The sequence below is a fragment of the Pseudoalteromonas sp. McH1-42 genome (genome assembly GCF_022347845.1).
Classification (GTDB): Bacteria; Pseudomonadota; Gammaproteobacteria; order Enterobacterales; family Alteromonadaceae; genus Pseudoalteromonas; species Pseudoalteromonas rubra_D.
Genome location: NZ_JAKRFU010000020.1, coordinates 14,984 through 28,388, shown reverse-complemented (window position 1 = coordinate 28,388; position 13,405 = coordinate 14,984). Strand labels below are relative to the sequence as shown.

At 48.8% G+C, this 13,405-nt stretch carries 10 protein-coding genes; 9 read left to right on the top strand and 1 reads right to left on the bottom strand.

What is annotated here, in order from left to right; genetic code table 11:
* Nucleotides 1-9 precede the first annotated feature (9 nt).
* The 9 genes from MHN31_RS17685 (at nt 10) to MHN31_RS17645 (ending at nt 12,930) form a co-directional block, all read left to right on the top strand.
* On the top strand, nt 10-1,272 hold the full coding sequence (locus MHN31_RS17685; RefSeq protein WP_239444930.1) for a SidA/IucD/PvdA family monooxygenase: 1,263 nt from the start codon (nt 10-12) through the stop codon (nt 1,270-1,272).
* 10 nt (nt 1,273-1,282) lie between these two features.
* The gene (locus MHN31_RS17680; RefSeq protein ID WP_239444929.1) at nt 1,283-2,836 is read left to right on the top strand and encodes a class I tRNA ligase family protein; all 1,554 of its coding nucleotides are present in this window, start codon (nt 1,283-1,285) and stop codon (nt 2,834-2,836) included.
* Between the two features lie 7 nt (nt 2,837-2,843).
* Entirely contained in the window at nt 2,844-3,179 is a 336-nt protein-coding gene (locus tag MHN31_RS17675) for a cupin domain-containing protein (RefSeq protein ID WP_125562006.1), read from the top strand.
* Nucleotides 3,176-4,201, top strand: coding sequence for an FAD-dependent oxidoreductase (locus MHN31_RS17670; RefSeq protein WP_239444928.1), 1,026 nt, complete (start codon nt 3,176-3,178; stop codon nt 4,199-4,201). Before MHN31_RS17675 ends, MHN31_RS17670 begins: the two co-directional genes overlap by 4 nt.
* A gap of 12 nt (nt 4,202-4,213) precedes the next feature.
* Nucleotides 4,214-5,395 (top strand): CaiB/BaiF CoA-transferase family protein, encoded by a 1,182-nt coding sequence (locus MHN31_RS17665; RefSeq protein ID WP_138538889.1) that lies wholly within the window; start codon nt 4,214-4,216, stop codon nt 5,393-5,395.
* A gap of 5 nt (nt 5,396-5,400) precedes the next feature.
* Complete coding sequence (locus MHN31_RS17660) at nt 5,401-6,684, top strand: FAD-binding oxidoreductase (protein WP_239444927.1); 1,284 nt, start codon at nt 5,401-5,403, stop codon at nt 6,682-6,684.
* Between the two features lie 79 nt (nt 6,685-6,763).
* Nucleotides 6,764-8,077: a hypothetical protein gene (locus MHN31_RS17655; protein WP_239444926.1), complete on the top strand. Its 1,314-nt coding sequence runs from the start codon at nt 6,764-6,766 to the stop codon at nt 8,075-8,077.
* Between the two features lie 241 nt (nt 8,078-8,318).
* A complete protein-coding gene (locus MHN31_RS17650; protein ID WP_239444925.1) occupies nt 8,319-12,023 on the top strand; it encodes a response regulator in 3,705 nt (1,234 codons plus the stop codon).
* Nucleotides 12,024-12,027: 4 nt separating this feature from the next.
* Nucleotides 12,028-12,930 carry a diguanylate cyclase gene (locus MHN31_RS17645; RefSeq protein ID WP_239444924.1) on the top strand — a complete coding sequence of 301 codons (903 nt, stop codon included), beginning with the start codon at nt 12,028-12,030 and terminating at the stop codon, nt 12,928-12,930.
* 43 nt (nt 12,931-12,973) lie between these two features.
* Here the strand turns inward: MHN31_RS17645 and MHN31_RS17640 are convergent, their stop codons facing one another.
* Nucleotides 12,974-13,339 (bottom strand): DUF3192 domain-containing protein, encoded by a 366-nt coding sequence (locus tag MHN31_RS17640; protein ID WP_125561990.1) that lies wholly within the window; start codon nt 13,337-13,339, stop codon nt 12,974-12,976.
* Nucleotides 13,340-13,405: the final 66 nt, after the last annotated feature.

The following is a 13,405-nucleotide window of genomic DNA, read 5'->3' as shown; positions in this document are numbered from 1 at the left end:
AAGTCTTACGTGAATAATAATAAGGTATATGATCTCATCGGGATTGGCGGCGGCGTGTTTAACCTGTCGCTTGCAGTTATGTTAGAAGAGCAGGGCTTTGAAAACGCCATTTTCTTCGAGCGCAATGAAACCATCCATTGGCATCCTGGGTTACTGCTGGATACCTCAGAGCTTCAGGTTAACTTTATGAAGGACCTGATCCTGCCGGTGTCGCCCACCAGCAAATACACTTTCATTAACTATCTGCACCACAGGAACTTGTTGTATCAATTCTTGAACCGTAAAACGGATACGATCTCCAGAAACCAGTTCCAGGCGTACTTTCGTTGGGTGGCTGACATGTTGCCGTCACTGAGAATGAATAGCACCGTTGAGCAGATCCGTCATGACGGTGAGCTATTCATTGTGACGGTGAATGGAGAGGATTACTTCGCCAAGGATATTTCGATTGCGGCGGGGATTAAGTCAAATGTCCCTGAATGTGCCAAAGAGGTTATCTCTGATGATGTTTTTCATGTCACAGAGTTTGCCAGACGTCGAGATGCACTGGCGGGACAAAGAGTATCCGTGATCGGTAGTGGCCAGAGTAGTGCTGAAGTCTTTGCAGATGTTTTCTCGCAGAATCATTGTAAATCCATTCACTGGCTGGGAAGACGTTATTCCTTTGCTCAGCTTGAAGATAACTGCTTTGTGAACGAGTTTTATTCGCCAAGTTTTATCAAGGTGTTTAAGGGACTGACTACAGATAAGAAGAAAGACTTCATTCAACGTATGGAAATGTCCAGTGATGGTATCAATCAAGGCCTGCTGGACAACATCTATCGCAGTATCTTTGACAGAAAGTTCTTTACGGAGCACGACTGTGATTATGCGATCCGTCCTTATCATGAGCTTCAGGCCATTGAAAAGTCAGGTAGTGCTTATGTATTGACCTTCAAGAACCTACTTCAGGGTGACACCTATACGCTCGAATCTGACAAAGTGATATTGGCAACCGGATTTAAGTCTGCGTCCTGGGATCTGTTGCAGTCTTTGGTGAGTGATGAATATCAAAGCGTGGACGAACTAAAAATTTCCGACGACTATGAGTTGCACTGGCAGCACATGGGGAAAAATCGAATTTACGTGCAAAACACCAGTAAAATGCAACTTGGACTGGGTGATCCGAACCTTAGTATCTCAGCTTATAGAGCTGCGATGATAGCGAATTCTATCTTGAAAAAACCGGTATTCCAGACCCAACCTGATACGCCGTTGCTAGGCTACATGTAGGAGCTGAGCGATGAAAAAGAAACAGTACTTACTGATTTCAGCTAAGCCTGCGCCAAATGGTCAGTTGCATTTGGGGCATTTGTCAGGTCCTTATTTGTCACAGGACATGTACTACCGCAAGTTGTGTGCAGACGGACACGATGTGAAGGTGATTTCAGGAACCGATGCGATTGACTCGTTTATTCAGTTGAAAGCTGTCCAGCAAGGTGTGCAGCCCGCACACCTGGCTGCGCAGCACTTTGCAACGATTGTTGACAGCTTCGCAGGCTTTTCAATCCATTATGATAACTTCATTAATCCTTTCTCCGAACAGTGGCAACCTCGTTATGTCGCCACGATGCAGGAGGTGGTGACGGTTGCCGAACGTGAAGGCAAAGTCATCACAAAGGAAGCTCCGTTTCCTGAGAATGAGGCGGGCGAGCCTGCATCGGGTGCCTGGATTGAGGGAATTTGCTGTGATTGTGATTCCCCCATGAGTGGCTACTTCTGTGAGCAATGCGGCGCGCATCTGGAACCTGGTGAAATCCTCGATGCTCGGCACAGAAACACTGCACATACCTTGTGTTTTGAGCCGCAGAGTGACGTGTTTTTTCAGATAGCGAACAGTGATGGCTTATTGCAATCGCTACAACAGGCTCAGGTTCGTGAACAGGAATATGCCATTGTCGAAAAACAGTTTCAGAATAACCGTACTCAGGTGCGGTTGACGGAACGTGCTGCTTGGGGTGTCTCGTGTGGCGATAATCAACAGGTATATTTCGGGCACGGTATGTTGTATGCCTACTGCCGTATGATAGGTGAATCTTATCAGGCGCTGACCGGGTGTCAGACCCATCCATTTGATGCCGAGTCTGAAGTGACCACCATCAACTTCTTCGGCATGGATAACACGGTATCACACATGGTTAATATTAATGCCATTGGTGCAGAGATCCCTCAGTGGAAAGGGTTTGACCACTTTGTGGTGAACCAGTTTTATCTGCTCAACGGCCGTAAGTTTTCCACCAGTGCTGGCCATGTTGTGAACGGTAATGAAGTCATCAGTAATCCGATGATACAGGCCGAAGGCGTGCGTTTTGTACTGGCAGCTACCTCACCGGCAAAACACACGATGGACTTTACTCAGGCGTCTTTGCTGCATTGGTATAACAATGTATTGATCAACGAGCTGATGCAGCCACTGGTGATGGCTGCGGAGCAATTGAGCGGTAAAACCTGGCCAGTATTACCAGCTGGACAAGACTTCGCGCCGGTGTGGGAAAAACTCACACATATCTATGAATATCGCAACTTTGACCCGCAAGAGGTTGTAGCCATTGCGCGGGATTATATTGCTACTGGTGCGGGGATTAAGCGTGAGGATGCACTGGCACAGTATCTTGCTCAGTCGGCGTTACTGCTGTATCCGCTGATCCCCGAAACGGCACGCACCCTATGGCAGGCCTGCGGCTTGTCGGGCGACCCAAGCCTTGCCGGGTTGGCCTGTGACAGTGCGGCTTTTAACGCATTTCCTTGTCCGTTCGAACGGATCTCTATGCATATGATTGATGGATTATTTAGGTAACAGTACTATGTTGAACAAATTTACATTACTTCCGCCCACCTCAAGCCGTCCGGGCGTTGAACTTAAGATGGTGGATTTTGACCAGTTTGGTGAGCAGCGTATTCCGTTTGAAGGCGGGCAGTTTTTTGTCGAGCCTGGTAAAACCTCTAAGCCGGATACGCATGATGTTTCTGAATGTTGGTTTATTGCACAGGGTCAGGGGATCATCAATTACGATGGTCAGGAGTATCACATTACGCAGGGAGATTACTTGTATTTTGAGCCGCGCAAAACCCATTTTGTCCATAATGATGGTGAGCAGCAGCTGGTGATTTTCACTGTGTGGTGGATGGCACAGTCATGATGCAAGCATATGATATTGCTGTGATAGGCGCGGGTGTCATGGGCACCAATGTCGCCTATCAGGCAGCACGAGAACATCCTGATAAACGCATTGCCCTAATTGACAGAGATAAAATTGGAGCTGGCTGTAGTGGTTATGCGGGGGCGATTATTTCACCGATTTCATTGACTGCAGCTCATCAACAGCAAACCGCTTTGTCGAGGGATTGGTATGAAGACCCGGCATTGGGCTGTCAGCACTTGTTACGTCAGCTAGATACACTGATTGTATATAGTGATGCATCGCAAGAGACACTGAATCAAAAAACCGATCTGCTGACGCCGGTGCAGTGTGAGGTACCAGGGTGGTTGTCGCCCCCGTCTGATCTGCAGTTGTCGCAAAGTCGTGCCACGTTATGGGGCAATGTGTTTGAGATCTGTCAACATCTGGCGTACGCAAACGACAGTGTCGATGTCTATGAGTGTCTGGCTGTTCGAGATTTTAAGCGCTCTAACGACGGTTGGCAGTTATCTATGAGTGACGGCAGGACGTTGCATGCAGGCCAGGTCGTGGTTGCCAAAGGTGCCTGGCTTAGCGCAGAGGAACAGTCTTGCGACTTGATTATAAACCGCAAGAAAGTCGTTGCCTATGAAATTGATGCACCTGTTGATGAAACCAGTCCGCTGGTCTACCTCTATGATCATGGGGCGTTTTTATTGCCCCTACTGCATAAACAACGCTGGATCATGAGTATTACCTCTCAGCAGTGGGGTTGCATGCCTGAGCGTAATGAATGCGAAATCTCACAGGAAGACCGTCAGATTGCAGAAACCATTTTGCAGCAGCATGCTCCCAGCCTGATTGGCGCTTTACGTGGCGGACGGTGCCACAGCGATGGCTATGTTCGTGAGCGTCGTCCTCAGGTAGTGGCCAGTCAACCGGGTCAGCTGGTTATCGGAGGTGGCTCGGGGAGTGGCTTTCGATTTGCCCCAGCGGTAGGGCGGCAGGCTTGTGAACTGCTATTTTCAAATTCAACAGTTTAAAGAAGAATAATAATGATAAATCAAACTCAAGAAAAACCGCTTAGTGGGATCACGGTGATCGATCTTACCCGGGTGTTGGCCGGTCCTTTTTGTACCATGATGCTGGCCGATCAGGGGGCACGTGTTATCAAAGTTGAGCTCAGCGGCAGTGGTGATGATGCTCGCCTGTATGGTCCCAATGTGAACGAGATGTCTGGCTATTTTGCTTCCATTAACAGGGGCAAGGAAAGCATAGCGTTGAACCTAAAAGATGAAGAAGATCGGAAGGTCTTTGAAGCCTTACTGGCCAAAGCGGATGTACTGACCGAAAACTTCAGGCCGGGCGTAATGGAGCGGCTTGGTTATGACTGGCCGACTTTACACAGTAAATTCCCTCGCCTTATTTACGGTGCGATATCAGGGTTTGGTCAGCATGGCAGCCCTCACCGTGATAAGCCAGCGTATGATATGGTGGTTCAGGGCATGGGTGGCATTATGACGGTGACGGGACACAAAAATACCCCTCCGACCCGTGTGGGTGTCAGTATTGGGGATCTCAGCTCGGGCTTGTATCTGACCATTGGTGTTCTGATGTCACTGAACATGCGTCATCGCACTCAGGTTGGCAACCAAATTGATATCGCGATGCTGGATTGTCAGCTGGCATTACTTGAATACTCTATTATGCGCCATCACGCAACGGGAGAAATTCCCAGTCCTGTAGGTACTTATCGTCCAGCAATTGCCCCACCATTTGGCATGTTTGCTGCGCGCGGTGGTTACATGGTCATTGCTACGGGTAACGAAACCTTGTTTGGTAAATTATGTGATGTGCTGGGTCACAGTGAACTGAAAACAGATCCGCGCTTTAATGGCCCTGAGGCACGTAAAGATAATGAAGAGGAATTACAGCAGCTATTGGAAGACATCTTGTCTCAGGCAACACCCCAAGTCTGGGTCGAGCGGCTGAGTGCACATGGGGTACCGTGTGGACCAGTTAATAATGTTGCACAAATGCTGAGTGATCCACATGTGCAGTTGCGCAATATGCTGGTGACTACAGAGGGCGGATTTGGGCCTGAGCAGATAGTGGGTACGCCGCTGAAGTTTTCCAATGTGGCAGACATGACCAGCGTACGTTGTGCTCCGACACTGGATCAGGACAGAGACACTATCCTCCGAGACTTTGGTATTGTTGAGGAGGCACTAGGGTGAAACCCGTGAACACTCAACCTCTATGGCTTGAGGAAGCGGTTACGCTCGAGACGCAAGCGCCATTGGCTAAGGCCGATGCCGTTTTCGTCGGTGGCGGTATCACGGCATTGAGTGCCGCGATACCTTTGCTCAAAGCGGGATTTACGGTACAAGTTCTGGAGGCAAATGCACCACTCTCAGGGGCCAGTAGCCGGGCCTTTGGTAACCTTGATGTGGGTGTATCTGTGTCTAACAGTGCTTTACGCGCGCAGTATGGTACTCAGTTGGGTGACGAATTGTGGCTCGAAGCGGCAAATGCAGCAATAGAATTGCAGGCATACATCGCTCGGTGCCAGATCGCGTGTGATCTGGATACCAGCGGTCATTTGAAAGTTGCCTTCAATTCGCGTCAGGAAGCGGGGCTGGTGAACGAGTACCATGAGCTTAACGCAGTTTTTCCTCACTCGCAGGCAAAGTTAGTGCGTGGTCAGGAAGTGAGCCACTATTGGCCGGGCCGTAAAGCAACTTTGGGGTTTTTTAATCCGCTGAGTGCGACCGTCAATCCCTACAAGTTTGCCAGCGCGCTGTATGCACAGTTTTTAGCGCTCGGTGGTCATTATAGCGCCTATTGTGCTGTCAAACAGGTGAGACCAGACAAAGGTGAAGGCTATACTGTGGTGCATCAAGCAGGACATACACAAGCGGAGCATGTCGTGCATACCACCAATGGTTATACTTCTAAAGTTTCGGGTGCGCTAAGGCAACACATATTGCCCATTGGTAGCTACATTATGGCCACCAACCCTTTAAGCGAGCAGGAGTATCAAGCGTTTACCCATCCTCATCAGGTAGTCACCACAGCCTATCATTTCAAACAATATATGCGACTGGATCAGCAGCGTCGTTTGATTTTTGGCGGGCGCCTGGGGCTGTCCACTGGATTACAGGAACACAAAGTTGAACGGGAATTACGCAATCTCGCGACTCATTTGTTACCGTTTGTGGACATCCAAAGTAGCCATGTGTGGGGCGGGAAGCTAGCCATGACCCGAACTATGTTACCTTCTATGGGAGCGCTGGCACACAAGCAATACTATGCCATGGGGTACTGTGGTCGCGGGATACCTATGGCCTGGTGGTGCGGTATTAAGCTTGCCGAAATGATCGTTCAGGGGTCCACGCGCAACATTACCAGCTTTACACGTGCACCCAATCAGTCTTTTCGGTTACTCAATCTTATCCCGTTAAGAAATGAGCTATTGTCTGGCTATTTTTACCTAAAAGACCGTGCATACCGGGAGTTTCAGTAAGCACTTCGGGGCCAGTCAATATGCGCTTCCTGGGCTGGCCTGCATCATCAATTACAATAAAAAATAAAGGCATACATATATGTCACAAGAAAAAAGTTGGCTCTCTAACGGCCTTGTTGTGTTTATTTCCTCTGGCGTTATTGCTGTCAAAGCATTGCTGGACAGCTTTTTGCTGGAATCTGTTGATCAGGTTTTCCTGCAGGCGTTTGCATTGGTGTTTCCGGTGATTATCTTGTCCAATATCGCATCAGTGTCTATTTCAAACGCGGTAATAGGTACAGCGTCCAGCTGGATAGACAAAGAGCGCGTCTCAGGGTCTGTGATAGTGCTGAGCATATCAGCCGCCGCTTTGTTGGGGCTAAGCGTATCCGCAGGGCTCTATGTGTTGCAAAGTAGTTTGATTGAATGGTTTGGCGCACAACAATTAGGTACTGCAATCGGTAGTTTTCTTGACCACCTGGCACTGTGGTTGCCTCTTCAGTTTTGCTCCGCCGTATTGCTACAGATTGCCCGATACCTTGGCCTGTTCAAATCATCAGGTTTATTGCAGGTTAGTTCAGGTGCCGTGGGTATGCTGACGAGTGTGGTGTTGCTTATGTGGTTGCCGCTGTTGCCCCCTTTGGTGAGTGTGGTGGTTTCCAATGCCATTATCGCTTTTTGTTCTGTATGTACGTTGCTGTACATGATGAAGTCGCGAATCCACTGGCAAGCCTGTGAGCGAGAGCCTGTCCAACGTGGGGTGGTTGGCAAAGCACTGAGTATCTGTAGTACGACTTTCCTGGGGCAGAGCGCTGCGGTGGTGTTTATTTTCTTTATTACCAAATCAGTATCAGAGCAGGGAGAGGCTATGGTTGCTGTGTTTGCCTATCTGACCAGATTAGAGCAACTTATTTTGATGCTCGCGGTGGCATTTATGAATGTCATGCTGCCAGAAGTGGCCAAGTTGATTAAAGATGAACAGGCTGATTTACAAAACTACCTGAAAAAAGCACAGCGATTTTTATTGATAAATGGCGTTATTGTTGCGTGTCTTCTGACCGGGTTGTTAGTGATGAAAATTAACCTGGAATATTCAATGTCAGAGCAAGCCTGGACACTGAGCTTGGTGTCAGTTATCTGGCTGAGCGGCACAGTGCTGCAGGGCATCACGGTATTCTACTCTCAGTTACTGAATGTTTTACTGTCGCCTAAAGTTGCCGTTGTGCTTAACTTGTTCCGCTTTACTTTGCTTGGTATGCCTTTGGTGTATGCTGGTAGTGTGTGGGCGGATGCAATTGGTATAGCAACGGGCTTGCTGATGATGCACACCATATCTCTGCTTATTTATCAGCACAAAGTCAATCAGCATATCGTGGGGAATAATGGCATTTCAAGAGCAGGCTTGAACACCTAATATGTGAGGGCGTATAACAGTAGTTTATAAATGGGCTGACGGATGCAGCCCTTTTTTATTAAGCAAATTGGTATTAGTATGCATTTATTCTCATTGGTGTGTCCATCCGTTGCACTGTCTTGATGTCGGGCTCTGAGTATGACAATCGAGCGGCTTTCCACGGTGATGAATGCTCGCACTTGAAAGATTGGCATGTGCTAGTTACTCTTGCTAAAACAAGGAACTAACGTCGAGCCACTGCGTGCCGGAATTTCTCCCTCTTAAGAACTATCGTAAGGCGATCAGTATTGCCTTGCTGGTGCCCATGTTGCTGGCCGTGGTGCTGTGTTTTCACCTGTACCAAATTAAGCTTGAGCGTCAGTATCAAGTGTATCAGGCCCAATTTTTTGTACTTGCCGGCCAAGTTGAGCAAGAAACGCTGGCTGCGCAAACGGTCATCACCAGTGTCCGCAATAGTCTCGCTGAACCTATCCGTTATCAGCTCGATGCACAGTGGCAGCAGAATATTCGTCAGCAGGCAGGTTATTTTTATCGCCAGCTGCCAGATAATGGAGGCGAGGTGGTGGGACTAGGCCGCTTTGTGCCAACGCCACAACTGATAGACCAATGGCAGCAAATTATGGCATTGGGCCCCAGTTTTAATACCGCGCTCGCCCTAATCGATGAGCTTGAAGCGGTGGTCTTTATTCAGGAAAACGGCTTTGCGTTTGTTAAACGGCGTGATACCAGCCAGAGCAATCTGCTAACAGCCATTGTTGAGTCGCGTTTCACGCCACAATTTAGTCAGGGGATCACGGCCACCAGCATGCCTACCCGGGTATTTGGTAAGCACTATTTTGCACTGGGACAGCGCCTTGCCAGTGGCTCGCAGTCGCAGATCCTGCTGATTTATGATGTTGATAAGCTTGCCAGCAGGCTACAACAGATGACATTTGGTGGAGGAACTTTGGCACTTAGAGGCACTCAGCCGGGTGTCATATTGGCTTCCAGCAAAGGTTATCAGGATCTGGACGATGACCTGATACGAAACGCTAAGCTACCCTGGGAGGGGGGCGTTCTCTTTAACTATCGTCCGACCGGGCAGCCTTTTACCTTAAGATTTGTCCAGGAAGAAGCCCGTTTTTCTGCACCGGCGCGATATGAAGTGTTACTGGAGCTCGGGTTTTTGATCATATTTATTGTGTTTACCTTTGCCGCTTACGTTTGGCTTAACGCACAAGTATTTATCCGACCACTCAAGCATTTTGTCAGATACCTGACTTATCAGGAACATACCCCGGAAGCGACGATGAATTATGCTGTTCCGAGAGACTGGCAGCCATGGTTCAGAGAAATCAAACAGGTCGTGACACAAAAGCGGCATGCGCTACAACAGTTGCAGGAAAACAATACCAAACTGGATGAGCAAGTACAGCGGCAAAAGAAAGCCCTGTCGCGCAGTTTAGAAGCCAAAGAACGCCAGGCGGCCTTACTAAAAACGGTCTTGAACTCAGTGCCTGATCTGGTTTATTACAAGAATATTGACGGCTCATTTATTGGCTGTAATGAAGCGTTTGAACGGTTTATGGGAATACCTCAGGTTGACCTGGTTGCGCGAGAACATCAGGAAGTGACAGAGCGTCACCTGGCTTTGCTGGATCTCGAGCACACGATGAATTTCCAGGGACAAAGCCTCACCGATACTTTGGTTCTGGAGGGGAGTAGTTATCTGATCACCGTTTCACCTTTGTATAACGACCAGCGCAAACGAATTGGGACTTTGGGGGTGGCACGGGATATCAGTGAGCAACAGCAAGCGTTGACGGCTTTGCGGGCGTCGGAGCAGAATTTTAAAGCTGCTATTGAGTACGCCCCTAATGGGGTCATTTTACTGTCTATTGACCGGCTTGTGCTGGAACTCAACCGAACAGCACGTAAGTTATTTGTGCGCGTTGATATTGGCAGTAGTTTGTACAGCGTGTTTGAAGATGCCGATGTTGAGGCGCTGAACGATGTGCTGGATCATTGCTTACAGGAACGACAGGGGGCCAGTGAACTGAGTCTGGCGCAGCAAGATCCCAAACGCTGGTTGCACCTGAGTGTCTCTCTGGTTTGGGACAAACAAAAGAACCCTAAATACTTTGTTATTCACGTGCAGAATGTGACTGCACTGGTGCGCGCCCGGTTGGATGCCGAGCGGGCCAATCATGCCAAAAGCCGCTTTATTGCTAACATCAGCCATGAGATCCGTACGCCCATTAATGCCATTTTGGGTATGGTAAGTATTCTCAAGCCCGAGCTGGATAGCCAAAAAGAGCAACGGAAGCTCGGACAAATTGAAAGCGCCGCACAACAGTTGTTGACCATGCTGAATGACATTCTTAATTTTGCCCGGCTGGAAAGCGGGCAGGGTAAACCCAATAACCAACCGTTTTGTCTGGTCGATCTAATCGCTAGTTTGAGTGGTCTGATTGCACCATTGAGCAGTGCCAAACAACTTGAATTCGAGATAGAAGTTGACCCTTTTATCTGGCCTAGATTGATCGGTGATGAAGCACGTATCAAGCTGGTATTAATGAACCTGTTGGGCAATGCAGTTAAGTTCACAGAGCATGGCAGGGTGGGACTGAGCCTGTCTTTACAACCTGGCATACAGGCACCTGAACAGACTATCCGGTTTTGTGTCTGGGATACTGGCCCCGGGATCAGTGAGCATGATCAGGCGCGTTTGTTCGATGCCTTTACTCAGGGCAATGAAACGAGCTCACGTCCCCATGAAGGCATTGGGCTGGGTCTGGCGATTGTGAAGCAGGTGCTCCAGTTATTAGGGGGTGAAGTGACGCTATCGAGTAAGCCTGAAGTCGGCAGTCGATTTGAGTTTACCCTGCGATTGGAGCGTGCGGCGTTATCTGATGAGCAAAACCGAAAGTCGCTCTTTTTGATTTTGGACGGGCAGGCACCTTTGCCTTATCTGACCCATCAGGGTATCCACCAGGGCAGTTTGGCTGATTTGAAGTCGCTCACTCAGTCGACCCCGGTTCATTACCTGGCGTCTAACGAACCTGCCCATGTTCGTGCTCTGAGTCAGTCGGAACCAGCGTTGGACGCACAGTGGTTGGTGCCTGACACAGCCGCATTTTCACAGCTGTTACCCGCTGATTCTGAGGCGATCAGGTTAGCTCAGCCGGTGTTTTACCAGAGCCTGAGTACCTGCACTTTAGAAGTCCCAAAAGCGGCGTTACCGAATACCTGCATCTTATCGCCTTTGCTGTGTATTGTGGTGGACGATAACCCGGTTAATCTGGATATCAGCAGGACGGTACTGGAGCAGCGCGGTGCCACGGTGGTTGCACTAAGTAGTGCTGAAAATATCGTTGCTATTTGTCAGAAGCTGCGCCCGGATGTGGTGCTGATGGATTTGTACATGCCTAACATTGATGGCTATGAAGCTAGCCGACAATTACGTAGTCAGTTTGATCGACAAAGCTTGCCCATTATTGCACTAACCGCCAATGCTCATGAGCAGGAAAAGCAGCAGGCTATGGCGACCGGGTTAAACGGTTTTTTAGTTAAGCCTGTGGCCCCGGTTGATCTGTGTGCTGCGCTTCAGGAGTATGTGCCCAGCAACGACTTGATATTAGATAGTTCGTTTGCGCTGACGCAAATGATGGGCAATGAAGCGCTGGTGCGCGCCATGTTGGAAAAGTTTGCTAAGCTTGGTGAAGAGTACATCGTATCTTTACAACAAACGCTGAGTGCATCCGAGTTATTTAGCCTGGCTCACACCATAAAAGGGTCAGCAGCAGGGTTAGGATTACATCGATTAGCGGCTCAGGCACGAATATGTGAGGCCGCCGCGAAGCAAGTGGATGAAGATGTATCAGATCAATTACCGTGTGATCAAGCACAGTTGCTGGCAGCTGTAGAACAAACTTTGTGTTTTATTTCGTTTTGGCTAAAAGGATAAGAAAATGCACAAATCGGCTCATATTTTAGTCTTAGACCCGGACCCGCTCAACCGGGTGGTGTTACAGAACACCCTGGAAGAAACCTATCTGGTGACGTTGAGTTCGTCACCAGAACAGGCGTTGACACAGCTGCAAGGCACCCGTATTGACCTCATCATCATGGACAATCAGCAGCTTGGTGAAGAGGCTGAGGCGTTCTTGCAAACGTTAAAGGCAAACCCCGAAACAGTGCAATTGCCTGTGATAGTGATCTCCGCAAGCGCCAGCTTTTTGGATGAAGCACAGAGCTTGCAACAGGGCGCGGTCGACTACATTACCAAGCCGTTTAACCCCAATATTGTTAAGGCGCGGGTAAAAATTCACCTGGGTATAAAGCAGCGCAGTGACCAGCTCAGTCAACAAGCTTTGATAGATGGCATGACATCATTACCCAACCGACGGGCACTGGATAAAACTTTGGCAATGTTCTGGCGGCAATGCGCTTCGGGGGTTCGGCCACTGGCCGTGTTTGTATTGGGTGTTGATCATTTTGAGCGTTATAACAAGTTATTCGGCCATGCCCGAGGCGATGAGTGTCTATATAAAATTGCCCAGGTAGTGGCGGGTATTATTAATAATATGGATGGCTTTACGGCGCGCTATGATGGCGGACGTTTTGTGGCGTTGCTGCGTGATATCAGTGAAGTTGAAGCTCAGGAAGTGGCCGAGGCTATTCATATGGCGGTTGCAGCCTTAGCTATTCGGCATCCTGAATCTCCGACTTGTGCCCATGTGACAGTGAGTGCGGGCATTTGCTATACCAAAGCCGATTTTGCCCGAGCACACCGGGATCCGCTGGACTTGGCTGCTACAGCCCTGAATGATGCACGCGAACGGCAACAAAAAGCGGTGTTGAGTGTGGTGTGAAGGTCCAGTGTTGAGTTGCACTGAACCGGGTCAGTTGTGCTGGCTACAGCAGTTGCGCCAGGGCCGTGTCACCAAATCCAACGAGTTTGCTGTCTTTAAACAGTAGAGGGGTGCACTCATCTTTGGTGACAACGCCATCTGAATGTTTACTGTTGGTTGCGAAATACAGTACCTGATAGACAGTATCTCCCTTGGACAGCATATCTGTGAAGTCAGGTGTACCAAGCTTGTTCAGTACACTTTGATATTCAGTGCCCATTTTAAGTTGGCTGATTTTCTCGCGATTTTGTTTTTGCTCTTTTTTCCAGCCATAGTGGCTGCCGTTAACTTCACCATCCGTGACCGCGACTACACAGCCTGTCAGTACGGTTGAACTTAATAGCGCAGTTGCAAGTAGTAGTTTTTTCATCTTTTATATCCCAGGCTTAGCCGTCTTTGTTTTCTTTGAAGTGTAGTCTGCAAAGAGTTTGCCAGT